A 24,215-nucleotide genomic window follows, 5' to 3' on the forward strand; every position below is an offset into this window, starting at 1 on the left:
CAGCCAGCACCAGGGCTGACTGACTCAATAAACGGCGTACTTACTCTTCTAGAACAAAGGGCGAAGTGTAGTCATCGACATTGTCCGCGGTAATAAGAATGCAGTCATAAAGTTTCTTCTCACTATCGAGCCCCGTTTCCCCTGTATTAATATATTGGTCTGCAATATCAACAGCATCTTCGGCAAAAATGGCCACCGGCTGCAATACGGTATAGGCCACCTCACCCGAGCGAACAGCATCTACAGCATCGGGAGAACCATCAAACCCACCCACAATCACGTCATCCAACATATCTTCCTGCTTAAGTGCCGAAATGGCACCTAATGCCATTTCATCATTACCACTGATCACACCGTTGATATCGGAATTATCACGCAGCATGCTTTGCATTTTATTTCGGCCCTCTGTGCGGTCCCAGTTGGCTACGTCAGAGGCTTCACGCCGTATATCCGGATACTGGCTAAGCACGGTTTCATAACCGTTGGAGCGCGTCGCGGCATTATTATCGGAAGGCGGGCCTTGAAGTTCGATATAGCGCCCTTCACCACCTAACTGCTCTGCCCATTCCTGAGCGCCAAGTGCCGCCCCCTGGGCGTTGTTTGAGACAAGCTGTGCTTTAGCCAATCCTTTTTCATTTATTTCTGAATTAATAATAAATACTGGAATATCAGCTTCGACTGCTTTCTGAACAGCACCAACAGAGCCATCCGCATTTGCTGGGTCCAAAATTATGGCTTTCGCATTATTCGTAATAGCAGTATCAATTTGGTTACTCTCGGTATTTGTATCGCCCACATGCGAACTCAAACTGACCGAGTACCCAAGCTCTTCTGCCGTACTTTCCGCTATACCCCCTTCAGTTTTCCAATATGGGTTTGACATATCATTGACTATGATTGATATCAATCCTTTATCTTCAGCAGACAAAGAGCCACTAAAGACAAGAGAAAGCCCGGAGAGAGCTAAAAACGCGATTTTTTTTCGATTTAACTGCATGTGAAACACCTCTTAGTTATGCTTGTTTTCTTTTAAGAACCGCGCCCACTGAGGGCACATCTCTACACAAATATACTGTCAAACAGCATTTGCGTTAGAAATACCTTTATTACTGTCAGTCGCTTTTCCATCCTGTTTTGAAACTCTTTTTTTCTTATTTTTGTATTGAACGTTATTGAGCATTACCGCCAGAACAATAACGCTGCCGGTGAAGACCATCTGCCAATAAGCTGATACCCCAATAATCACCAGCCCATCCGAAAGAAAGCCAATCACAAATGCACCCAATAAGGTATTACGTATAGACCCACGCCCACCCATCAAGGAGGCTCCACCAATCACAACTGCAGCAATTGCAGTCAGTTCGTATGTCGTCCCTGCAGTGGGGCCGGCTGAGGTTAGTTGTGACGCCAACACCACTCCAGCCAAGGCAGCGCATATTCCGGAAATAATATATACCGATAGCTTAACCCGATTGACAGGCACACCCGACAACTCTGCGGCACGCGCATTACCACCTGTTGAATAGATCCAGCGCCCATAGGGCGTTCGGCTGAGTACTATGATACAAACGAGCGCCACCACAAAAAGGATGATGACGCCCACAGGGATACCCATAAGCTTATTAAAGCCTAGCCACTCAAACCCGGTATTACCTAGCTCGGGCTCTCCATCAAGGTCATTAAATGTTAAACCATCGGTAAGTAATAAAGCAGCGCCCCGTGCCACATAAAGCATTCCTAAAGTGGCGACAAAAGCAGGGACTTTAAAATAAGCGACCAAGACGCCATTAATAGCACCTACAAAGGCTCCCAAGAGACAAGTAAGCACTACCACCACCCATACTGAGGGGAAGACAGCTAAATTCAAAAACTCAATCTCAACGCCCTCAAGCAACATTCCTGCAAACACGCCGCAAAATGCCATCGTTGAACCTACTGATAAGTCTATCCCTCCAGTAAGAATTACGAACAGCATACCAATGCCTAATAATCCGAAAACAGCGACATGCGAGGACATTGTTAAAAAATTGCCTACGGTAAAATAATTTGCAGACAACATAGAGAATACTGCAATTATGACTAATAGGGCTAAAAACGCTCTGCCTTCTAACAACAGATTAGCAACATCAATGCCCTTATTATTATGATTAGACATATAAATCACCTGTATTAATTAAATTAAGCAGCTACTGATTCACCAGAAGCAGCCATGATTTCGTCTTTGGTAACACCAGGGCCAAATTCAGCCGATACTCGCCCTTTTCGCATCACCAACACCCTATGAGGAATACTCAAACATTCACTCACTTCAGATGTCGAAAAAATAACGGCCAAACCTTGGCGGGCACCTTCACTTAGCAATTTGAAAACTTCTGCTTTGGCTCCCACATCAATACCACGGCTTGGCTCATCCAGTATAAAAACGTCCGGGTTGGTCGCTAGCATTTTACCAATAACGACTTTCTGCTGATTACCGCCCGATAATGAGCCGATATCCGCCTCTCCACCGTCTGTTTTGATATGCACTTTATCGATAGCGGAGGCAATCATTCCTTTCTCTAAACCGGAGGAAGTTATCCCTTTGCGGGTGAATGTATTGATGCTCGCTAGCGATAAATTTCGTCCTACTGACAATGTGGGCACCAACCCATCTCGCTGGCGGTCTTCGGGTACCAGTACTAGCCCTCTCTGGATTCGCTGCGCAATAGTGAAGTGCGATACATCCTTTGACTGAAGCAGGATCTCTCCCCCAGCCTGACGCACCCGCCCGGCGACACACTCCAATAGCTCCGTTCTTCCAGCGCCCATCAGTCCATAAATGCAGACGATCTCACCGGCACGCACATCAAGTGAAAAGTCGTCAACGACATAGCGACCCGCGACGTTGTCGTCACTCACGTAAAGATGTTGAATAGATAGCGCTATATCACCCTGCTCATACCCCATTGGCGGTGAGCCAAGGTCGAAGCTATCCCCCACCATATGCCTTACGATCCACTGAAGATCGACGTCCCTGCGTGGGGCATAAGCGGTCATGGCTCCATCGCGCAGCACCACGGCGTGATCCGTGATCTGAAGTGCTTCTTCCAAATGGTGAGAAATATAAACAATCGAGACCCCTCTGCTCTTGAGATCCCTGACCACCTTGAATAGCGTCTCGACTTCTGAGGCGCTCAATGCCGATGTCGGCTCGTCCATAATCAGAATACGAGAGTTTTTGGATAGCGCTCTGGCGATTTCAACGATTTGCTGTTGACCCACTCGGAGATCTTCGACGGGCGTCAGCGGGTTGATCGGTTCGCCCAACTCTTCCATCAACCGTTCAGTCTGACGCGCCTCCTCGTTATAGTCGACGCTACCTTTTCCGTTAGTAAGTTCACGCCCCATGAAAATGTTGTCGCGCACATTCAGGTTGGGTGCCAGGCTCAACTCCTGATGAATGATAGTAATACCCAGCGCTTCCGCATCTGACGGTGAGGAAAAGCGTACGCTTTCGCCTTCCAAAATAATCTCGCCTGCGGTCTGAGGAATGACGCCAGACAAAATTTTCATCAGCGTGGATTTTCCCGCCCCATTTTCACCAAAGAGTGTCGTCACTTGTCCTCGATGTATATCGAAGTTGACTTCTTTGAGGGCTTGTACGGCACCGAAACGTTTTTCGATATTGCGTGCTGAAAGAATCACTTCAAGTGAAATCGTCTCCACGCTCGGTCGTTGGTCATTGTGCATCGCCATTCCTCATTCGCTGATCGCTATACTCACGGGAGTAATTAGCCAGTTTTCAGGATTGATCATGTTAAAGGAGCCAACTACTTCCAACGTCTTGCCTGTTAAATCCTGACCATCAATCTCCGAAAGTACTTGACGCTTCATTTCTTTATTTAATGCGGCGCCTGCATCTTGATATTCAATTTGATTGGTGAAATCACTAAATTCAATTTCGCCGGTTGTATCCCGGAGTGTCGTGCCGTTAACCGCCGAACCTGCCTGGAATCGCACAACCACATCATCAGGCATATCAGCAATATCCACGGTGTAGATGCCCGATGCTTCTTCTACGACCTCTCCTGTAAATTTGACTGGTATAATATGACCGACGCCAGAAGAAACACCATATTTCTCACCTGCCTCACTTGCACTTTGAAGGGCGTCGGGAGCCAGTGTTGATGCATCGACGGCGTTAGTCTCGACATATTCTTTAATACCTGGAAAGTTATCTTTCGCAAATTGCTCTGGCGAAAAACCTATTTCACTCTCGAGTTCATCCAGGCTCAGCACCTTGGTGTCAAATGCCATTAATAAAACAAGTGCGATGGCAAAAGCAGCCGGCACGAAGACTCTTATACGTTTATTACTGGGCACCGAATTTAATGTCATCGACATAAACACTCCGGTTATCATTGTATTTATAAATAAATAGCTTTCTTCGCCTACTGATCGCCAGGTATAAGCACAACCTTTAACGCGTCAGGGTCATTGCGCATTAGATCCAGCCCTTGATGAAATTTATCCAATGGAAGCTTATGCGTAACAACGTGGTCCGTTGGAAAATCACCATTACCAATACCTTCGATCACAAGCGGATAGCAATAAGGGCCTAGATGCGCACCCAATATATCCAGCTCCTTGCGATCACTGATAATGCTCCAATCAACCGTCACAGGTTCTTTGAATACGCTGAACTCGACAAAACGGCCAAGTTTACGAATCATATAAAGACCTTGCTCTACCGACTGAACAGCGCCAGTGGCCTCAATATAGATATCGCAGCCATAGCCCTCCGTAATACTTTTCACGTAGTCAACAACATCAACTTCAGCAGGATTCAGAACGATATCAGCACCAAACTCTTTAGCAAGTTCCAACCGCTTATTGTTGAGGTCCAGGACCACTAATTTGGAAGGCCCGGACTTCTTGATTGCACCGATCATTCCTAACCCAAGAGTTCCTGCACCGGATAGCACAACGACATCGCCAAGTTCCACCTGCGCACGCTTAACGGCATGTAGTGAACAAGCATAGGGCTCAACAAGCACCGCTTTTTCCATCGGAATTTCATCAGGCAGCTTGTGGTTTATAGCCTCTTTGGGAAAGACCATATATTCAGCCATGCCTCCATTCACATTGTGCTGGAAGCCATATACATCGTGTTTCTCACACATCCAGTACTGACCACGATTGCAAAATCGGCATTCCCAGCAAGGCACAATCTGCTCAGAAATGACACGATCACCAATTTCAATACCTTTTACACCCTCTCCCAGCGCCATCACATGACCTATAAATTCATGCCCGGGAATCATTGGCGCCTTGATATACGCAGGCTGGGTCTCATCTCCCCAAAAGCTAGGCGCACCCTCGTATGCCTTTAAATCACCTGCACAGATGCCACATGCTTCGACCTTAATCAGCACTTCACCCTTTTCAGCCTTGGGCACAGCCACCTCTTCAAGGCGATAATCACCAGGAGCGTAGGCTACGACGGCTTGCATGGTCATGGGTAATTCGGTGTGATTGTTGTTATCGGCGTTACGCATTGCTCACTCCTAATGTCTCTCGTGTTGTCTTCCTATCCACGCTCGCGTTACAAAAGATCTCATAGTGTACATATGAATTAAGTACTTTCAGGATAGCTTAGTCAATCCACAATGTAAGCTTTCATTCTTATACTTTAGACTAAAAAAATAAGTGCATGATTTTTATTTAAAAAAACTTACAATGGAAAAACCTCTCATTTTTTCAGGGGAAATAAAGATAAAATAAAATATTTTATCTGGTCACGTGACGATCAAATGTTCATTCGCTGGCAGCAACGATAAGTTGCCCACACAATAAACTTGGCATGCCAAAGAATGGGCATGCCTGAGGAAATGATGGGTGAATCAGAGGAGTGAAAGCTGTGCTCGAGTGGCCTAGTAAGCGCTCAGCGCTTGGGATCAAATTAAGGGCACCAAATATCAAATCATGAGCACAACATCACGCTCGCGCCTCTCCACCCTGTGTGGCCTCATCGAGACGCAGGATGGTGTGCGCATTGGTCACGCTCGTCGCCAATGTATCGATAACCCCCGTACGAAGCGCGCCCAATATACCGACAGCTTTAGTGTTCTCACTGGCGATAGCGATAACATCAGGAATACGCGTGAGATCCTGAATATTGAGCCCCACCACGCGCCCCTGCATCTGCGTAGCCGAGGGCTGCCCATGAATATCGATAAAGTCATAGCCCATCATGTCGCCCACTGTTCCAGAGAGCCGTGCTTCAGCAATCTCCTGTGCTGAAAACCACCCCATACGCACCATATTGCTATCTTCACTGACGTCGCCGACACCAATCAATGCAGTATCCGCGCGGCGGGCACGGTCTAACGTCTGCCTGACGGTGGAGTTTTCATACAGTGCGTCCCTTACCTCTCCGTTCTGCACCAGCGCAGGGGCATAGAGGGTCTCACTATCACCACCAAATCGACTCGCCAAGCGCCGACAAATATGATCGGGGTTCATATGCTCCCCCGCACGTAGCGACCCCCCAATCGCGCATACAAAAGAAACCTTCAATGACTCTGCCTGAAAAACGTTATCCGCCACAGCGGCAACATTGCGCCCCATGCCAACGGCGACGATCTGGCCGTCCGTCAAACTGCGCGAAAGATGGTCAGCTACCAGACTCGCGACTCCCGAGCGCTGTATATCAGGGTCAGAATTATCCAGAGCAATCAGCGCTCGTTTCAGGCCAAAGCGTCGTTTTAGCTCCTGCTCAATCTCGACACTAACAGCGGGATGTAGGCGCACCCGAACATCCACAATTCCTTCTGCCTGCGCTCGCTTGAGCAGTCGCCCTACTCGGACACGCGAATGGCCAAGCCGGTTAGCAATCGCTTCTTGCGTCTCCCCCTGCACATAGTAGAGAGTTGAAATCTCTGTCATTAAGTCAATATCTGCAGCGTCTTGACCATTCATCCTCAGCATCCAGGCGTTGTTGAAGAGCATCTAGGAAGGCTCAAAAACGAGACTCTAAAAACCCAAGATTGGGTCTCGCATGTGCGCGTATAATGTCAGCTTGTTTCACACTTTTTCAACACGGGGATCAAAGCCTGAATAATCAGCGCGAGCGAAACGGAGCCTGCATCAGGTGTGCCTAGACTTTTTTCAGCCAATGGGCGCGCACGCCCCACCCTCGGGAGCAGCTTTGCCGTCGCTTCAGCCGCCTCGTTGGCTGCTTGTGCCGCGGCCTCCCAGCAATCCCCCACACCCTTACCCTTCTCAACTTCCCTGGATAAAGCATCGGCAACAGGGACCAGCACATCGACTAACGTTTTGTCACCCAGCTCAGCTTTGCCGAATGCCATTACCTGCTGACGCGCAGCCACCACGCCAGCAGCAATACGCTGACTTGAAAGTGGCCTCTCATTGCCAAGCGACTCACCAATCGCTTTTAAGATAACCCGCCAGATAGCACCGGAGGTGCCACCCGCTTTGTCCGACCACCGCTGACCAGCCCACTGCAGCACCGTCTCAGCACCCGCGCCTCCATCAAGCGCTTGGTTAGCAGCCTCAAGCGCAGCCCTGCTGCCGCGCTGCATGCCAATACCATGATCACCATCACCCGCGACAGCATCAATTTGGCCCAACAAATCGCAATTTTCATCGACCGTCTTGTAAAGCATGGCTAGCGCTTCGACGACGCCCTGCGCTAATTTTCGCGATGCATTGCTTGCTTCAGGAATCTCATCTTGAACAACCACCTCTACCTCAGCCGGATCCAGCGCTTGCGCAGGCTCAATGCTGCCTTTTCGATAGCCTGCCGCATCCGCAGCAGCGGTCCATAGAGGTTCCATGTCGTTATCAAGCCAGAACAGCGTCAGCGACACCCCGGCCATATCAAGGCTTGTTACCAGCTCCCCAACATCGGGCTCCACAATGGTTACTCCAGCCCTCTGCAACAACTCATCAACCTTGCGGTAAATAACGAACAACTCTTCATACTTAACGGTACCCAAGCCATTGAGAATCGGTGCCACCCGAGCCCCTTTGATAGCAATACCCTCAGGAACTTCTGCCAGCAACCGGGTGACGAGCACCTCTGCCAACCCGTCTGCCGTAGGTATATCAGTCTCACTAATCCCAGGCTCCCCATGAATTCCCAGCCCGATAGCCATCCTGCCTTCGGGCACATGAAAGAGCGAATCGGCTGCCCCTGGTAACGTGCATCCCTCAAACGCCACCCCAAAAGAGCGCGTGCAGCGGTTTGCTTCCTTTGCTACTTGAACCACGTCTCCCAGTGATAAGCCATTTTCTGCGGCAGCGGCAGCGGCCTTGAAAACTGTTAGATCGCCGGCGATGCCACGGCGCTTATCAAATTCCTCTAATGGCGCACTGGCAACATCATCGGTGACTAATACAATTTCACAGGGAATGCCTTCAGCGATTAGCCGCTCACGCGCCTCACCAAAATGCAGCACATCACCCGCATAATTACCAAAGGAAAGCAGCACCCCGGCGCCGTTATTGGCCGCCTTCGCCACGGAATAAACCTGCTGGGATGAAGGCGAGCAAAACAGGTTGCCCATGACGGCTCCATGGGCCAAGCCTTGCCCAACCAATCCCGCAAACGTTGGGTAATGGCCACTCCCTCCGCCAATTACAACCGCAACCGTACCTGGCTTGCTGCGTGTGCTGCGTATTACGCCGCCCGGCACGGCCATCAGCTTATCGCGATTAGCAGCTACCAATCCTAAACGGGCCTCTTCAGGAAAATTACTCGGGTCATTAAATAGGCGTGTCATTGTTATATCCTCCAAAGCGAGGACAAACTGCGTTATCACAGCTTGCATTGTTATTAATGTGTGGTTATTGATCAGCGTCGACGAATACCAGCGACTGATGCTTACTAAGTATTCTGTCGAGACTCATACTCTGCAATCCTTGCTATTTTCAGCTCGGAGGGCCCACCAGAAAAAGCACTGCCTAGAAAGGTTGATACAATTGACTTAGCCAATTCTGGCCCGACCACCCTGGCCCCTAGCGTGACAATCTGCGCGTTATTACTAGTGCGCGCCTTTGCTGCTGAGTAAGTATCGTGCGCCTGCGCGGCCCGTATACCAGGTACTTTATTGGCGGAGATGGCCACTCCTATACCCGTCCCACACACCAATACCGCACGATCAAAATGCCCATCCTTAATGGCCGTAGCAACCTCAAAGGCAACATCGGGATACAGCACTGGCTCGGCATTAAAAGTGCCAAAATCTTCGACCTCATAGCCTAGCTCACGGATATAGCTAATGAGAATCTCTTTCAGGTCGTAAGCGGCCTCATCACCGCCAATCGCGACTTTGAGAGAAGGCGTCGCACTAGGCATTTATGATCTCCCTTTCCAGATAATAGATACACGAGCGACTCATACGATGAATATCAAGGCACAGCTACAAGTCGCCTGCTGACGACATTCAATTTATCACCAATCGTTCATTTGTAAATGATACGCTCATAAGATCACTCCACCACTTTTTATTTAAAGGCAGGCAAATAAAACAAAAAAAGACGTAAATAGCTAAATTTTAATGGAAAAATATCCGAAAACTTTAATAAACAAACAACTCTATACTTTTGTAGCATGCCGTAAAATCTCAAAAACCACCCACATGATTTGACCATATTGCCTAAAATAGGCAATCATTTGATCACTTAACGTTCATTTTATAGGAGGCAGGCAATGTCGCTTCTGGATGGATTACGCGAACACTCACTGGTGGTGGCCGACACGGGCGACTTGGATGCCATAAAGCGCTATCAACCACAGGACGCTACCACTAACCCCTCTTTGATTCTCAAGGCCTTCGAACTACCTCGTTACCAAGAGATGATCGATAGAGTGCTTGCTGAATCAAGTCGTGATGAGAGCGACCCGAGCCGGATAGTTGACCAACTTTCGGTTGCTATCGGCGGGCAAATTTCCAACGTGATCCCTGGACGAATATCAACAGAAGTGTCCGCACACCTCTCTTTTGACACCCAAGCCAGTATCCACAAGGCCTACGAGTTGATTGAGCGCTACGAAAAACTGGGGATTAACCGCAACCGTGTGTTGATCAAACTCGCGTCTACCTGGGAGGGGATCCGTGCGGCTGAGCAACTAGAGCGCGAGGGGATCAACTGCAACTTGACGCTCTTGTTCAGCGATGCTCAGGCGCAGGCCTGCTTTGATGTAGGGGTGTATCTGATCTCGCCCTTCGTTGGCCGCGTTAGCGATTGGTACCAAAAGACAACAGGTAAGCAATTCACACCAGAAGAAGACCCTGGCGTGCTATTTGTAAAGGGCATCTGCGAGAGGGCTGCCGCGGGTAGTTACGACACAGTCGTTATGGGGGCAAGTTTTCGTACCACCGATCAGGTCTTGGCGTTGGCGGGCTGCCATCGCCTGACCATCTCTCCCGCACTGCTAGAGCAGCTTGATAGCATGGAGGGAGAGGCGGCCTCCAAAATCCAACAGACATCCGTCACCCATGAACCATCCACACCGCTATCAGAAGCTGGTTTTCGTTGGCAGCACAACCAAGATGCCATGGCCAACGAGATGTTGGCTGACGGGATCCGACGCTTCGCCAGCGACCAACAAACATTAGAGTCGCTTATCACGCAACGCCTGGCTGCTCGCGCCTAACGACACGCCACTCAATATAACAACCAACAACCAACAACCAACAACCAACAACCAACAACCAACAACCAACAACAACCAAGGTATCACTGATATGAATAGCCGTTTTGAGCTGGCCAATGCCATTCGCGCCCTTTCCATGGATGCTGTTCAGAAGGCCAAATCAGGCCATCCTGGCGCCCCCATGGGGATGGCGGATATTGCCGAGGTGCTATGGAATGATCACCTCAAGCACAACCCCGACGACCCTAAATGGGCCGATCGCGATCGGTTCGTGCTGTCGAATGGGCACGGGTCCATGCTGCTCTACTCGCTGCTGCACCTGACCGGCTACGAACTCAGCCTGGAACAGCTGCAAAATTTTCGCCAGTTGCACTCGCCCACCGCTGGCCACCCAGAATATGGCTATGCGCCGGGTATTGAAACCACCACGGGTCCGCTGGGCCAGGGGTTCGCTAACGCCGTGGGGTTCGCGATCGCTGAGAGAACCTTGGCGGCCCAGTTTAACCGTCCCGGTCATACCATCGTGGATCACCATACGTGGTGTTTCCTGGGGGATGGCTGTTTGATGGAGGGCATCTCCCACGAAGCGGCGTCACTCGCGGGCACCCAACAGCTGGGCAAGTTGATCGCGCTGTACGATGACAACGGCATCTCTATCGATGGCGAAGTGGAAGGCTGGTTTACTGACGACACCGCCAAGCGCTTCGAAGCTTACGGCTGGCATGTAGTGCCTAAGGTTGATGGCCATAACCCCGAAGAGATTCAGGCCGCCATTGAACTGGCCAAGAGCCACGCTGATAAGCCCAGTTTACTTATCTGTAAGACCGTGATTGGGTTTGGCGCACCCAACAAGCAAGGCAAAGAGGAAGCGCACGGGGCGCCGCTGGGTGATGACGAAGTGGCCGCCGCACGTAAGCAGCTTGACTGGCCCCACGCGCCGTTCCACGTACCTGAACCGATTTATTCTGCCTGGGACGCCCGCAAGGCCGGCAATGCCCGCCAGCAGGAATGGGAAGCCCGCTTTGCCCGCTATGCTGACGCCTTCCCCGCCGAGGCACGCGAATTCACTCGCCGCATGAAGGCGCAGTTACCTGCCGAACTACCCACCGAAGCCTTAATTGAACAGGCCCAAGAGAAAGGCGATAGCATTGCGTCGCGCAAGGCCTCGTTTGAAGTGCTGAACGTGATTGGTCCGCAAATGCCTGAACTGTTGGGCGGTAGTGCCGACCTGGCCCCGTCGAACCTGACGTTCTGGAAAGGCGCCAAAGCCATTACGCCCGAAGACGCCGATGGCAACTACCTGCACTACGGCGTACGCGAGTTTGGCATGGGGGCGATCATGAACGGCATCGGCCTGCACGGTGGGTTTGTGCCTTACGGGGCCACCTTCCTGATTTTCATGGAGTACATGCGTAATGCTGTACGCATGGCATCGCTGATGGGGCAGCAGGCGATTTACGTCTTCACCCATGATTCCATTGGCCTTGGTGAGGATGGCCCGACTCACCAACCGATCGAGCAACTCACCAGCCTGCGCACCACGCCTAATCTGAATACATGGCGGCCCTGCGATGCCGTGGAAACGGCCGCCTCCTGGGATGCCGCGATTAAACGTCATTCCGGCCCCACGGCGCTGGTACTTTCGCGCCAGACGCTGCCGCACCAGCCGCGTACCAAAACGCAGTTGGCGGCGATTCAGTGCGGCGGCTACGTACTCAAGGATAGTGAGGCAACGCCCGAGCTGATCCTGATTGCCACTGGCTCAGAAGTTTCGCTGGCGATGGACGCCGCAGCCGAGCTCGAACAGCAAGGTAAAGCCGTCCGCGTGGTCTCTATGCCATCGGCCTACCGCTTTAACGGGCAAGATGCGGCGTATCGTGAAAGCGTGTTGCCAAGCACTGTCACCAAGCGTATCGCCATTGAAGCAGGCCATGCCGACTACTGGTACAAATACGTGGGGCTTGAGGGCCGCGTGATCGGCATGACGACGTTTGGCGAGTCAGCCCCGGCGGGCGACCTGTTCAAGCATTTTGGGTTTACCGTCGAGAATGTCGTCAAACAGGCTAATGAGCTACTCGGATAAGCCTTAAAAAAAGCATTACAACAGCTCAACCTGGCTCCTTGCGTTGCTATAAAACAAAAGGAGCCTATTGACTGGGTCAGTAAGGCTGAGGAATTTCTCCATCATCGTCGTCGTCATCGCGCATGCGCGCCTGGCGCTCGGCCTCTTCCTCTTTAGCGTCGTCGATCACTTCCATGAGTTCATCGACGTCGGCAATGTGGGTATCAAAGTCGAAGTGGCCGGTCAGTTGGCTGTCAGGGTGTAGTTCGCCGGATTCGTACAGCGCCCACATTTCCTTGCCGTACTGGGTGTCGAGAAGCGCTGGCGCGTACTTACCAAAATAGTCGCGCATGTTATCGACATCGCGGTAAAGCATTGCCGCGGCGCTGTTGTTGCCGGCAGCGTCAACGGCCTGGGGTAAATCGATAATCACCGGGCCGGAGGCATCAACCAGCACGTTAAATTCCGACAAGTCACCGTGAATCAAACCCGCGCACAGCATACGTACCACGTCTTGGATGACTTTCGCGTAGTAGGCTTCAGCCTGTTCCGGCGTCAAGGTGACTTCGTCCAAGCGCGGGGCTACGTTTCCATCGGCGTCGGTGATCATTTCCATCAGCAGTACGCCATCGACAAAGCCGTGAGGCTCGGGTACCCGCACCCCTGCTGAGGCCAGCCGGTAGAGCGCATCGACTTCCGCATTTAGCCACGCCTGCTCCTGCTCTTTTTGACCATAGCGGGTCTTCTTGGCCATTGCTCTGGCGCGGCGAGTATTACGCTCTTTACGCCCTTCCTGGTATTGCACCGCTTGTTTAAAGCTGCGCTGCTTGGCTTCTTTAAAGACTTTGGCGCAGCGTTCTTCATCACCGCAGCGCACCACGTAGACCTGGGCTTCCTTACCGCTCATCAATTGCATTAGCACTTCGTCGATCATGCCATCATCGACCAAGGGCTGTAATCGTTTAGGGATTTTCATGGGTCGCTGCGTTGGCTCCTTTTTAATTCACGCTTAATAGCGAATGCGACGAACGCGAAAGGCTCGCCCTTTTAATTTATCACGCTCGAGCTTTGCCTGTGCGTGCTGAACCCTATCGCTCGCCACCGCCACGTAGGCGCTACGGGCAAGCACTTTTATCTTGCCCACCTGATCGCCGCGCAAGCCACCTTCGCTGGTCAGTGCGCCCAGAATATCGCCCGGCCGTAACTTGTCTTTCTTGCCACCTGCCAGCTGCAGGGTGGCCATGGGCGGCTCAAACGGTGTGGTATTGGATGCCTTGGGCAGTGGCTCAGTGGCCAGCGATGCCCCCAACACGTCGGCTAAACGTTCCAGGCGATAGGCTTCCTGGGGCGTCACCAGGGTGCAGGCAATGCCGCTCGCCCCGGCTCGCCCGGTGCGGCCAACACGGTGAACGTGAACATCCAGCTCACGGGCAATTTGGTAGTTGAAGACGGCATCCAACTGGGCAATATCCAGCCCCCGGGCCGCTACGTCAGTGGCCACTAAAATAGACGCGCTTTGGTTGGCAAACAGCACCAGAATGCGGTCGCGGTCTTTCTGCTCTAAACCACCGTGGAGCGCCACGGCGCTAAAGCCGGCGTCGACCAGTTGGTCCGCTACCGCCTGGGTTTCCCGCTTGGTATTGCAAAACACCACGCTGGTGGTTGGCCGGTTTACTAACAGCAACTGTTGAAGTGCGGCAAAACGGGCGGCTTCGTTGGCAACCATATAAAAATGCTGGTCGATGGTGGTGGCATCGTGGGTTTCGGCCACTTTGACCGTCACCGGGTCGTGCATCACACCGCGCGTCATCGCCGCCAGGCCGCCCGACGCTTGTTCATCGGGGAAGGTCGCGCTAAACAGCAGCGTTTGGCGGTCGGCCGGGGTGTCGGCAATAATGGCGTCAATGGTGTCCTGAAAGCCCATATCCAGCATACGGTCGGCTTCATCCAGCACCAGGGTAGCCAGAGAGCCCAGCGTCAGCGAGCCTTTGCGCAGATGCTCTTCAATGCGTCCCGGCGTGCCCACGACAAGATGCGCGCCGTGATCCAATGATGAAAGCTGTGGCCCCAGCGGTGCGCCACCGCATAACGTGAGGATTTTTACGTTTGGCATTCCCCGGGCCAGGCGGCGTAACTCCTCAGCCACTTGGTCGGCCAACTCCCGCGTGGGGCACAGCACCAGCCCCTGAACCGCATAGGCGTCAACGCGCAATCCGGCCAGCAACGCCAGACCAAAGGCGGCTGTTTTACCCGAGCCGGTTTTGGCTTGGGCCATCACATCACGGCCTGACAACATGGGTGGGAGGCTTTGCGCCTGAACCGGCGTCATGTGGTGATAACCAAGGGAGTCGAGATTACTGGCAAGTGCGCTCGGCAACGCCAGTGAAGCAAAAGAAGTGTCTGACACAGAAAATTCCTGAAGGGGCGAAAATACTCAGCTAAGCATGAGCGGCCTTAATAACTCGCACCATACCAGAAAGCACCCCATCACGCGCTGTTGTCAAACCGCAATAGGTGCTAGTTGCGCCTGGCTAAGTGACAGCAGATCTTGGGGCGATAGTTCAATTTCAAGACCTCGCCGACCTGCGCTGACATACAGCGTAGCAAAGCCTTCGGCAGAGGCATCCAGAAAAGTGGCTAAACGTTTTTTTTGGCCCAGCGGGCTGACACCGCCCAGTACATATCCCGTGGCACGCTCCACCTCGTCAGGATTAGCCATGGCAGCTTTTTTAGCCCCCGCCGCCTTGGCGATCTGTTTTAAGTTTAGCTGCCCTGTGACCGGCACAATGCCTACCGCCAGTTGCTTGCCATCTAACGTCACAACTAGGGTTTTAAATACTTGCTCGGCGGCAACACCCAGCTTTTCAGCCGCTTCCAGACCGTAGGACTCGGCCGATGCATCGTGTTGATATTCGTGGACCTGAAACCCAATGCCTGCATGTTTTGCACTATTAATCGCTGGTGTCATGGAGCAGTCTCTGGATAAAGCCGATCGAGTGGAAAGCCATTGGCTGGCTGCTAAGCTTAATAGCGCGATAGACCAAAGGAAGTCAACCGACAGGAGTCATATATGCCAGCCAAGTCAAAAGCACAGCAAAAAGCCGCCGGTGCCGCACTCTCCGCCAAACGCGGTGAAACCAAGCCCAGCGAACTCGTCGGCGCCTCCAAGGAAATGTACGACTCCATGGACGAGGATGAGCTGGAGGAAATGGCCGGCACAAAGCGTAAGGGCAAGCCGCAGAAGAAAGACAGTTAATCACTTTCATGAAACAACAACGCCAGCATATCGAAGCTGGCGCTGTTGGATATTGCCTAGCGAGCGGCTACCGTTGGCAAGGCACTACCTTACACAGGGTATCGTTTGGCCATCAAAGGTACTCGCGCAGCGTTGAAATAGATTTAGTGGAAAAAATCGCCAATGCCTTCCACGCTATTAAAAAGCGCTAAATAAGGAGGTACCAGAACACGCCATCTTAACGACACAGGCAAGTGTCATTAGGACGTAAGACGCACCTGCCAGTGTCGATGTTGCCGTCAACCACGGAGTGAATGCCACGATGGTACGACTCGATAAGAAAGCAACTAGGCTTTACGTGCTGGACACCAATGTCCTGATTCATGACCCCGCCGCGCTCTACCACTTTGACGAGCACGATGTCGTTATCCCCATGACCGTGTTAGAGGAGCTAGACAAGCACAAAAACGGTATTCGCGAAATTGCCCGCACGGCCCGCCAGATCAGCCGTACACTCTCGGATTTAACCAGCCAGGTAACGTTCGACGAAATTCAGCAAGGCATCCCGATCCCGCGCATTACCGGCGAATCCGGCCGCCTACACTTTCTTTGCTATAACGACCTTCAGTCCTTTAGCTCTCTGGAAGACAGCCCTGACAACCGCATTCTGGCGGAAACCTGCCGACTTCGCGACGAGCGTCCCGATGCGTCGGTCATTCTGATTACCAAAGATATCAACCTGCGCGTAAAGGCGGCGGCGCTAAAGGTTCCCGTCGAGGATTACCTGAATGACCGGGCGTTTGACGATAGCGACGCCATGATTGAAGGCGCCCAAGTCTACACCTCAGCAGGCCAACACGGCGCTTCGCTTTGGGAAGCACTGAATGTGGACGTGACCGTCGAGCGAATCGACCATCACACTTTTTATCAACTAAGTGGCGACATGCCACGCCACTGGCATGTGGGCATGCTGGTATCGGATAGCGAAAACGGCGCCGAGTTTGAGGCCATTATCCGCGAACTTTCGCCGTCATCGGCACGCCTGCAGCTGCTGACTAACTATCGCCACCATGCGGGTGTCTGGGGGGTCCATGCCCACGACAGCCGGCAAAACTTCACCCTTAACCTACTGATGGATCCAGAGATAGACCTTGTCACCATCGCGGGTAACGCCGGAACCGGTAAAACCTTTATGACGCTGGCTGCTGCATTTCAGCAAACCCTCGACCAAAAGCAGTTCGAGCGCATTGTGTTCACCCGCGCGCCTATTCCCATGGGCGAAGATATCGGCTTTCTACCCGGCACCGAGGAGGAAAAAATGTCGCCGTGGATGGGCGCTTTCCACGACAACATGGATAACCTGTTGCGCAATGACGAAGGCGAGTCCACCTGGGATAACGGTGCCACGCGCCAGTTGATTGGGTCACGAGTGCAGATCCGCGCGCCGAGCTTTATGCGCGGCCGCACCCTCAATGATACCTTCCTGATCATCGACGAGGCGCAAAACTTCACCCCCAAACAGCTAAAATCTCTGGTCACGCGGGCCGGGCGCAATACCAAAATCGTCTGCCTGGGTAACGTCGGGCAGATCGACACCCCTTACCTGACCGCTAATACCTGCGGCATGGCCGCCGTGGTGGAGCGGTTCCGCGACTGGCCACATGCTGGGCATATCACGCTGAAAAGCGTCGAGCGTTCGCGTCTGGCATTGGCCGCCGAAGAGCTTCTTTAACCCCCTCACTTCCAGCCTGCCTCCCGCCCAACGGCGGGGGCAGCCCTTTAGTCACGGCGAGGCTCGTCTGACGGGGGCAAGGTATCATCCTGCTCGTGCCAGGGATGCTGACGGCCCAGGGTGTCGGCGGCATAGGCTTCGCGCTGACCCAACGGGCGGTCCTCTCCCACCGTAGTGTCTTGGCGCGTCTGTCGCTCCAGTTCGCAGTTAATCTCTGCGCCCAGCAACACCACAAACGCCGACAGCAAAAACCAAAACATTAACACCACCACGGCGCCTAAGGAGCCGTACAGCTCGCTAAAGTTGGAAAAATAGCGTACGTATAGTGATAACCCACCCGAGCCCAGTAACCAAAAAAGCGTGGCTACCATCGTACCGACGCTTAGCCACTCCCATTTGGCCGAGCGCCGATAGGGAGCAAAGCGGTAAAGCAGCGCTATCACAGCACTCATCATCACCAACAGCGCAGGCCAGCGCATAAAATCGATCACCCGATCAAAGGGCGAAACGACAGCCAATGCATCCACCAGCATCGGCACTAGTGCAATAAACCCCAGGCTTAGCAGGGTCATGATGATCAGGCCAAGGGTCATCGTCGTGACGAGCACGGCTAACTGCCAAACGTTGCGCCGCTCACGCTCGCCGTAAACCACGTTGAGCCCCACAATCAGGCCACTGACGCCTTTGGAGGCAATAAACATGGCCACTAGCAAACCCACTAAGGCGCCGATTTCATTGCTGGAATCAACGCTATCCACCACGTCCTGAGCCTGCTCGTCGATGAGCTTGGCGGCTTCAGGTGGCATCAATCGGATAAGGCTATAGAGCTGCTGACTGGCTTCGTAGGGATCAAAAAATAGTCCCCAAATGGAGATCACCGCCGCAATGGTAGGAAACAACGCCAGCAAGGCATAGAAGGCAACACCTGCCGCCAATAACATAATACGGTCACGGCGGGCCGACCGCACAACGCGCCAGACAATATCGTGCCATCCCGTTTTGGGGATTTCATGGGGGAGCTCGGCTTGGCGGCCACGTGTGAGTTTACTCATCGTACTGTCCTTGCAGTCGTATCATCGAGCGCCCTCCCACATTAGTAACGCCGCAAGTAATACGGCAAGCACCATCATCAAACCACTGGCATGGTGACGCATCCAATGCTCCGCGCCCGACAGGCGCGTCAGATGATCCATGAAAGCACTCTCGGTTCTTTGCGAAGCTACCACGCTCGACGCCTTCAACTCGCCACACCAGCGGCTAAAGCGGCGTATGGGTAACAACGCCTTGCCGATGACACCGGCGTATAGCCACCACAGGTCACCCGCGGGCGGTACTTTACTTTTACGCTGTCGCAACAATATCCACCCAATGGCTGTTAACGCAACGCCCACGGGTAGCGGCCACATAATACCCAGCCACTTTTTAATGGGCGGGATGCCAACGCTATCAGCAGGAAGCGGCAGCCACAGGGGCGTGGTTAATGCGAACGCGATACCCAATAACCAAGCCCCCCACTGCCAGCGATTGCTTCCCCCTGACTCACGCTGCTGCCACTGTCGCCAAAGTGCAACGCTGACCAGCGCGGCAGTCCCAACGGCAGCCCAGCCGAGAAGCTTGATCAGCGTTCCATGATGCATCTCGTCAAGCGGGCTTTTGACTCCCCACTTGCTTATCAGCCCCGCCGCGATGGCACCTGTAAGTGATACCCCTGGCAGTGCCAGCAGCATCCAAACGAGCGGCAGCGGCCAACGTGGCAGATGTTCACTAATACTAGTGCCCATAAACAACGTGCCTTTGGCAAGCGCATGGTGGGCGGCAAACAGCACCACCCCTGGCCACAACAGTGACCAAACGTCCGGGGCAGCCAACCCCATGGCCACCAGCGCCGTTAGCATGCCCATTTGACTGATGCTGGAATAGGCCAATACCGCTTTGGGGTGGCGCTGGAATACGCCGTAGAGCGCTGCTAAATAGGCGGCTGCAAGTCCTGCGGCCAACATTATATGTCCAAATTGGGTGAGAGCTGCTGGCATCTGTTGGTCGCCTAATGGCAGTACACTTATCCACCCAAGCAAGCCCGCTTTTATCATTGCGCCGCTCAGTACTGCGCTTGCAGGGGCAGGGGCCACCGGATGCGCTAGCGGCAACCACACATGCAGGCCAATAACGCCCGCCTTTACGCCAAACCCCAGCCATAGCACCGCAGCCATCCAGGCGCCCTGTTCAGCCGCCAAAATCCCATCGCGCACGCCTTGCAGAGTGAGCGTTTCCGCTTCGCCCGCGGCCCATAGAAAACCGCCTATCACCAGCCCTTCCCCGATGATCGCTAAAATGAGGTACACCCGGGCCCCCAGACGAGCCTGCTCGGTGCCGCTGTGCACCACTAAGGCGTAAGCAGCAAATGTCATCAGCGCAAAGCCTAGATAAAAACTGGCGATATCCTGTGCCACGATCAGAATCACATTGCCGAGTAGGGTCAACGGCCACAGCAGCGATAAACGTACCAACCGGTAGCGAGCAGATTGATCACCGCTTTGAGCGCGCGCCTGCTCAGCGGCGAAATACCCTCTGGCATGCACGGCTGCCAAACTCCATAGCAGGGCAGTGAAGGCCAGCCACGGACGGGTAAGTGAGTTCAACTCCCATTGTCCCCCCAACATCCAGACATCAACACTCCATTGGGCCTCTCCAGCGAAGGCTAACAACACCGCTGGCCAGGCAGCGCTCAGCCACAGCAGCGGAAAGTAGCGCCGTGTCACAGCGGGTGTCCGGTAAACCTGCCAAACCACCGCCCCAGCCACACCCAGCGGCCAGAGCATGGTCAGCGCCAACAGCAGCGTCATCATGGCAGATACTCCCCGTTGGCGACGCGGGTCGCCCAGTCCAACGGGCTAAACGGCATGCCTGCCAACAACCCTGCCCCCAGGCTCGCCAGGGCGGTAAACACCATGGGCCAAAGCAGCCATGCATTGGTTTCAAAACGCCCTAAGTGCTGCTCATCCGGCCAGTGACCTTTGCCATGCGCCGGGCCTAAACGGAACCAAAGGCGGTGCAAAATCGGCAAAAAATACATCGCGTTGAGCGTACTGCTCGCTACCAGAACGGCGACCACCCAGTACATTTCAGCCTGGATGGCGCCGACCCCGAGATACCACTTGGTAATAAACCCCGCCACCGGTGGCAACCCGATCATGCCCAGCGCCCCAACGGTAAACGCAAGACTGGTGAGCGGCATGCGCCGCCCTGCCCCGTCCAAGTCGTCAATGCGATGGATGCCCAGTTCTTCGGCATAATTACCCGCGCAAAAGAACAGCGTCACTTTCATTAAGCCTTGGTGCAGTAAATGCGCCAACGCGCCAATCGTGCCAAAGGGGCCTAATAAACCCGCACCTAGAATCACGTAAGAGACTTGGCTGATCGTGGAAAAGGCTAGCCGCGGTTTCAACTCGTCCTGAGCAAGCGCTCTTAGCGAGCCATAAATAATCGTAATCGACGCGGCGATCACCAGGGCCGTGTTGACGCCTAGCTCAATACTGAGCTCAATGCCGAAAAGGTCGTAAATCACTCGCAATATGCCGAAAGCACCTGCTTTTACGACCGCCACCGCATGCAGCAGCGCGCTGACCGGCGCGGGGGCAACCATCGCTCTTGGCAACCAGCTGTGGAGGGGCACCATTGCGGCTTTCACCGCAAGCCCTCCCACCAGCAGGGCATAAATCAAGATGAGCAGGCCCCGGTGATCGGTCAGGTAATCGCCCAGGCCCTCCTCCGACGAGAAGGATTGTTCACCGGTAAGGGTATACAGCAGAACAGTGCCCAACAGCAGCACGGCGCCAGCGCTTAGCGTATAGCGTAAATAAACACGCCCCGCATTCAGAGCTTGCTCGGTTCCCCGATGCACCACCAGCGGGTAGGTGGAGAGCGTCAGCATTTCGTAGAAAACTAGAAAGGTAAACAGGTTGTCCGCTAGGGCGATGCCTGTCGTACTCGCCACACACAGGCTGAAAAAGCCGAAAAAACGCTTCCGGTTGGCCGAACCTTCTAGATAACCTATCGCGTAAATGGTGGTGCAAAGCCAGAGCAGCGACGACAGCCCGGCAAACATCACCCCGAGCGCATCCGCACGCAGCACGAAATCAATATTGCCGACGACTTGAAAGCTAAAGCTATCTTCGTATCCCGTCGCCACGCGCCCGACCATCAGGCTCACCAAAATAAGTTTCGTGACCGCCGCCGCTAAATTAATCGTCGTACGCAGTCGCCGCGCCTCTTCTGGCAGCGCAAAAATCGTAGCCGTTACCAGTAGCGAGGTGGCCAAAGCAGTGACCGGTAGCCATACCGCATTCATACGCCACCCCCATGCAACAGCGTTAAGGGGAAGTGCGCCAGTAAACCAAGCGCAAACGCAGTGAAAGCAAGCGTCAGCGCGATAAGATCCATCCCCGGTGCCAGTGGCTGGTAACGGTGGCGCGGTGCCGTTTCATCAAACGAGTAGCGAAACATGCGAAACACATAGGCCGCGGTCAGTAGCGAGCCGGTTAACAACGCGCCAATCGCCCACCACTGCTGGGTCCTGACCATCGCCTCAAGCAACAGCCACTTGGCGGTGAAGCCTGAGCTTGGCGGCAGCCCCATCAACGTCACGGCAGCAATACCAAACACTAACAGAGAAAGCGGCAACCGACGGCTGGTACCCGCCAAGCCTTTAAGCGTGCTCTCCCCCGTAGCCAGCATCAGGTTACCAGCGGCCATAAACATCGCTGCTTTGGCAAAGGCGTGGCCCATTAGCTGCAACCAAAAGCCCTCCCAGGCTAACGCGCGGGGTAATGGTGCGATGTCCGGCCCCAACAGCAATGGGAAAATCACCATCAGGTACCCCAACTGTGCCACGGTTGAGGACGCCACTAGGGTTTTCAACGAATCAGTGCGCCACGCCAGTACGCCTCCCCAGACAATCGCCAGCATGCCCAGCCACGCGATGACATGCGGGGCAAAGAACGTGTCTGGCAGCAGAATGCTCCACAGCTGGAGTAGAATAAACAGCGAGGCCTTGATCACCAGAGCGGCGTGCAGAGCGCTTACCGGTGTCCAAGCAGTGCTGTGCACTGGAGAGAGCCACCCATGAAGCGGGAACAGGGCGGCTTTCAAGGCTAAGCCTGCCCCCATCAGCGCGGCGGCGATCCATGCCACGGGTCCTGGCTCGATTACTTCTGCCAGCCCCTGAAGATCCAACCGCTCCCACTCCCCCAACACCAACGCCACACCCAGTAGATAAGCAAGCGACCCCACCAGCGCCAGTAGCAAGTAGCGCATGCCTGCAAGTAGCGCCGCCGCCTTTCCCGACAGCATCAGCATGCCTACTGCGGCCAACCCCATTACCTCCAACGCCACGTAGAGCGTCAGCAAGTCGGTGGCCAGCCAGATCAATGTGAGCGCGCTTAAGAGCACCCCCATCAATGGCCATAGCCAGCGCGACAGCGGCTCAGGATCGCCTAGTCGTAGCATCCCAGGGGTGTAGAGTGCCGCAGCACAACCAATCCACTGGGTAGTTAATAGCAACAAAACGCTGAGTCCGCTCAAGCGCAGTGAAAGGCTGATACCAGCCAATTCCCACTGCCATCGCAGCACCCCCGACTGCTCAAAAGCGAATAATAGCCCCAGCCCCGACGCCAAAACGGACAGACAAGCCAGTGCGACAGGCCATGCCCGTTTAGGCGGCAATAGCGCTGCCATCAACCCCAGCAGCAACGGAGAAGCAAGCGCTACGCCCAACGCCCAGTGGGTGGCAACCAGTGGCGCAAAGGTGCTTTCCAGCAGGCCAAAACGCCACATCATGTTGCCCTCTCCTTGGAATCGCCGTCGCCTCCCAAGCTATCGGCGCCCTGCAAATGCATCAGTTGTCGAATGAGTAGTGCCCCCAGCATCGAGCCCAGCCAAGCGACACATAGCCCCACGCCAATCAATACCTGGGCAGCCGCCGAGGTGCCCGCGAGACCGGCCAACAGTATAAATACCCCCGAGCCGAGGATATTAAACGCCAATAAGCGCCGCACCAGATGGCGATGTAGCGCAAATGCGCTTAACGCGCCGGCGGCCATCATAACCCCGGCCAGCAACAGTGGCTGCTCGGCAGGGGAATACGCCATATCGGGGATCACATAGCGAATCGCGCCACCGACCATCACCAACCAGCCAAGCGCTAATAACGCCCGCGCTATGGTCCGCGGCCAGGCGTCGCTGAAGGTATCGTATTTAAGCGGGGAAGAAGCACCACGAGCCACTCTGCCAAGCGCATAAAAAAAGCACAGCCCCGTCAGCAAGGCGCCCAACAACAGCTCAGCCACAGCCAACCAGGGGGCACCCAGGCGCCACCATGAAAGCGTCATCGCCAGCGCAAAACCCACAAAGCAGCAGCAGGCACGTACAAGGTGGCGATCATATAAGCAAGCCAGCGCAGCGACGGTTAAGCAGAGCGCCAGTACGCCATCAAGGGGATCAAAGGAAGTTATCATTCGTTTTCGCT

The 24,215-nt window shown here is 53.9% G+C and carries 20 protein-coding genes; 4 read left to right on the forward strand and 16 right to left on the reverse strand.

All coding sequences use genetic code 11. The features are described 5' to 3' along the window. Positions 1-40: 40 nt before the first annotated feature. From CPH17_RS07595 to CPH17_RS07630, 8 genes are all read right to left on the reverse strand, one after another. Positions 41-997, reverse strand: a complete 957-nt coding sequence (locus CPH17_RS07595; RefSeq protein ID WP_096298905.1) for a D-ribose ABC transporter substrate-binding protein — start codon at positions 995-997, stop codon at positions 41-43. A 78-nt stretch (positions 998-1,075) separates the two neighbouring features. Then, the gene (locus CPH17_RS07600; RefSeq protein WP_096298907.1) at positions 1,076-2,155 is read right to left on the reverse strand and encodes an ABC transporter permease; all 1,080 of its coding nucleotides are present in this window, start codon (positions 2,153-2,155) and stop codon (positions 1,076-1,078) included. 23 nt (positions 2,156-2,178) lie between these two features. Further along, positions 2,179-3,729, reverse strand: a complete 1,551-nt coding sequence (locus tag CPH17_RS07605; RefSeq protein ID WP_074397189.1) for a sugar ABC transporter ATP-binding protein — start codon at positions 3,727-3,729, stop codon at positions 2,179-2,181. Between the two features lie 9 nt (positions 3,730-3,738). Beyond that, on the reverse strand, positions 3,739-4,383 hold the full coding sequence (locus CPH17_RS07610; RefSeq protein WP_231896456.1) for a DUF2291 family protein: 645 nt from the start codon (positions 4,381-4,383) through the stop codon (positions 3,739-3,741). A gap of 47 nt (positions 4,384-4,430) precedes the next feature. Further along, positions 4,431-5,537: an MDR/zinc-dependent alcohol dehydrogenase-like family protein gene (locus tag CPH17_RS07615; protein ID WP_096298909.1), complete on the reverse strand. Its 1,107-nt coding sequence runs from the start codon at positions 5,535-5,537 to the stop codon at positions 4,431-4,433. Between the two features lie 439 nt (positions 5,538-5,976). Then, a complete protein-coding gene (locus tag CPH17_RS07620) occupies positions 5,977-6,960 on the reverse strand; it encodes a sugar-binding transcriptional regulator (RefSeq protein WP_231898097.1) in 984 nt (327 codons plus the stop codon). A gap of 95 nt (positions 6,961-7,055) precedes the next feature. Further along, positions 7,056-8,786, reverse strand: a complete 1,731-nt coding sequence (locus CPH17_RS07625) for a dihydroxyacetone kinase family protein (RefSeq protein WP_096298914.1) — start codon at positions 8,784-8,786, stop codon at positions 7,056-7,058. 104 nt (positions 8,787-8,890) lie between these two features. Further along, the gene (locus CPH17_RS07630) at positions 8,891-9,361 is read right to left on the reverse strand and encodes an RpiB/LacA/LacB family sugar-phosphate isomerase (protein WP_074397193.1); all 471 of its coding nucleotides are present in this window, start codon (positions 9,359-9,361) and stop codon (positions 8,891-8,893) included. A gap of 354 nt (positions 9,362-9,715) precedes the next feature. On the opposite strand from CPH17_RS07630, the gene tal reads away from it, so the two are divergent. Both tal and tkt read left to right on the forward strand, forming a co-directional pair. Further along, positions 9,716-10,663, forward strand: a complete 948-nt coding sequence (gene tal, locus CPH17_RS07635; protein ID WP_096298916.1) for a transaldolase — start codon at positions 9,716-9,718, stop codon at positions 10,661-10,663. 91 nt (positions 10,664-10,754) lie between these two features. Further along, positions 10,755-12,746, forward strand: a complete 1,992-nt coding sequence (tkt, locus tag CPH17_RS07640; protein ID WP_096298918.1) for a transketolase — start codon at positions 10,755-10,757, stop codon at positions 12,744-12,746. 76 nt (positions 12,747-12,822) lie between these two features. Here the strand turns inward: tkt and CPH17_RS07645 are convergent, their stop codons facing one another. The 3 genes from CPH17_RS07645 to ybaK all read right to left on the reverse strand — a co-directional run bounded on the left by CPH17_RS07645 (position 12,823) and on the right by ybaK (position 15,693). Continuing rightward, positions 12,823-13,701: a PA4780 family RIO1-like protein kinase gene (locus CPH17_RS07645; protein WP_074397196.1), complete on the reverse strand. Its 879-nt coding sequence runs from the start codon at positions 13,699-13,701 to the stop codon at positions 12,823-12,825. 33 nt (positions 13,702-13,734) lie between these two features. Next, positions 13,735-15,132: an ATP-dependent RNA helicase DbpA gene (gene dbpA, locus CPH17_RS07650; RefSeq protein WP_096298920.1), complete on the reverse strand. Its 1,398-nt coding sequence runs from the start codon at positions 15,130-15,132 to the stop codon at positions 13,735-13,737. A 93-nt stretch (positions 15,133-15,225) separates the two neighbouring features. Then, the gene (ybaK, locus tag CPH17_RS07655) at positions 15,226-15,693 is read right to left on the reverse strand and encodes a Cys-tRNA(Pro) deacylase (protein ID WP_096298922.1); all 468 of its coding nucleotides are present in this window, start codon (positions 15,691-15,693) and stop codon (positions 15,226-15,228) included. A gap of 102 nt (positions 15,694-15,795) precedes the next feature. Between ybaK and CPH17_RS07660 the strand changes: the two genes are divergently transcribed. Both CPH17_RS07660 and CPH17_RS07665 read left to right on the forward strand, forming a co-directional pair. Continuing rightward, entirely contained in the window at positions 15,796-15,981 is a 186-nt protein-coding gene (locus tag CPH17_RS07660) for a DUF3008 family protein (RefSeq protein WP_096298925.1), read from the forward strand. A 301-nt stretch (positions 15,982-16,282) separates the two neighbouring features. Then, positions 16,283-17,692, forward strand: a complete 1,410-nt coding sequence (locus tag CPH17_RS07665) for a PhoH family protein (protein ID WP_096298927.1) — start codon at positions 16,283-16,285, stop codon at positions 17,690-17,692. A gap of 47 nt (positions 17,693-17,739) precedes the next feature. Here CPH17_RS07665 and CPH17_RS07670 read toward each other — a convergent pair whose 3' ends face one another. The 5 genes from CPH17_RS07670 to CPH17_RS07690 are packed head-to-tail and all read right to left on the reverse strand — an operon-like array spanning position 17,740 to position 24,204. After that, on the reverse strand, positions 17,740-18,744 hold the full coding sequence (locus tag CPH17_RS07670) for a YihY/virulence factor BrkB family protein (protein WP_074397201.1): 1,005 nt from the start codon (positions 18,742-18,744) through the stop codon (positions 17,740-17,742). Positions 18,745-18,765: 21 nt separating this feature from the next. Then, positions 18,766-20,538 carry a complex I subunit 5 family protein gene (locus CPH17_RS07675; protein WP_074397202.1) on the reverse strand — a complete coding sequence of 591 codons (1,773 nt, stop codon included), beginning with the start codon at positions 20,536-20,538 and terminating at the stop codon, positions 18,766-18,768. After that, a complete protein-coding gene (locus CPH17_RS07680; protein WP_074397203.1) occupies positions 20,535-22,040 on the reverse strand; it encodes a complex I subunit 5 family protein in 1,506 nt (501 codons plus the stop codon). Before CPH17_RS07680 ends, CPH17_RS07675 begins: the two co-directional genes overlap by 4 nt. Next, entirely contained in the window at positions 22,037-23,527 is a 1,491-nt protein-coding gene (locus tag CPH17_RS07685; RefSeq protein ID WP_074397204.1) for a complex I subunit 5 family protein, read from the reverse strand. Before CPH17_RS07685 ends, CPH17_RS07680 begins: the two co-directional genes overlap by 4 nt. Next, a complete protein-coding gene (locus tag CPH17_RS07690; RefSeq protein WP_074397205.1) occupies positions 23,524-24,204 on the reverse strand; it encodes a hydrogenase subunit MbhD domain-containing protein in 681 nt (226 codons plus the stop codon). Before CPH17_RS07690 ends, CPH17_RS07685 begins: the two co-directional genes overlap by 4 nt. Positions 24,205-24,215 lie beyond the last annotated feature (11 nt).

This window comes from Halomonas sp. hl-4, assembly GCF_900215475.1.
Lineage (GTDB): Bacteria > Pseudomonadota > Gammaproteobacteria > Pseudomonadales > Halomonadaceae > Vreelandella.

Coding starts and splice junctions, on each gene's coding strand:
- CPH17_RS07595 (WP_096298905.1), bottom strand. CDS start 997: ATGCAGTTAAATCGAAAAAAAATCGCGTTTTTAGCTCTCTCCGGGCTT.
- CPH17_RS07600 (WP_096298907.1), bottom strand. CDS start 2,155: ATGTCTAATCATAATAATAAGGGCATTGATGTTGCTAATCTGTTGTTA.
- CPH17_RS07605 (WP_074397189.1), bottom strand. CDS start 3,729: ATGCACAATGACCAACGACCGAGCGTGGAGACGATTTCACTTGAAGTG.
- CPH17_RS07610 (WP_231896456.1), bottom strand. CDS start 4,383: ATGTCGATGACATTAAATTCGGTGCCCAGTAATAAACGTATAAGAGTC.
- CPH17_RS07615 (WP_096298909.1), bottom strand. CDS start 5,537: ATGCGTAACGCCGATAACAACAATCACACCGAATTACCCATGACCATG.
- CPH17_RS07620 (WP_231898097.1), bottom strand. CDS start 6,960: ATGAATGGTCAAGACGCTGCAGATATTGACTTAATGACAGAGATTTCA.
- CPH17_RS07625 (WP_096298914.1), bottom strand. CDS start 8,786: ATGACACGCCTATTTAATGACCCGAGTAATTTTCCTGAAGAGGCCCGT.
- CPH17_RS07630 (WP_074397193.1), bottom strand. CDS start 9,361: ATGCCTAGTGCGACGCCTTCTCTCAAAGTCGCGATTGGCGGTGATGAG.
- tal (WP_096298916.1), top strand. CDS start 9,716: ATGTCGCTTCTGGATGGATTACGCGAACACTCACTGGTGGTGGCCGAC.
- tkt (WP_096298918.1), top strand. CDS start 10,755: ATGAATAGCCGTTTTGAGCTGGCCAATGCCATTCGCGCCCTTTCCATG.
- CPH17_RS07645 (WP_074397196.1), bottom strand. CDS start 13,701: ATGAAAATCCCTAAACGATTACAGCCCTTGGTCGATGATGGCATGATC.
- ybaK (WP_096298922.1), bottom strand. CDS start 15,693: ATGACACCAGCGATTAATAGTGCAAAACATGCAGGCATTGGGTTTCAG.
- CPH17_RS07660 (WP_096298925.1), top strand. CDS start 15,796: ATGCCAGCCAAGTCAAAAGCACAGCAAAAAGCCGCCGGTGCCGCACTC.
- CPH17_RS07665 (WP_096298927.1), top strand. CDS start 16,283: ATGGTACGACTCGATAAGAAAGCAACTAGGCTTTACGTGCTGGACACC.
- CPH17_RS07670 (WP_074397201.1), bottom strand. CDS start 18,744: ATGAGTAAACTCACACGTGGCCGCCAAGCCGAGCTCCCCCATGAAATC.
- CPH17_RS07675 (WP_074397202.1), bottom strand. CDS start 20,538: ATGATGACGCTGCTGTTGGCGCTGACCATGCTCTGGCCGCTGGGTGTG.
- CPH17_RS07680 (WP_074397203.1), bottom strand. CDS start 22,040: ATGAATGCGGTATGGCTACCGGTCACTGCTTTGGCCACCTCGCTACTG.
- CPH17_RS07685 (WP_074397204.1), bottom strand. CDS start 23,527: ATGATGTGGCGTTTTGGCCTGCTGGAAAGCACCTTTGCGCCACTGGTT.
- CPH17_RS07690 (WP_074397205.1), bottom strand. CDS start 24,204: ATGATAACTTCCTTTGATCCCCTTGATGGCGTACTGGCGCTCTGCTTA.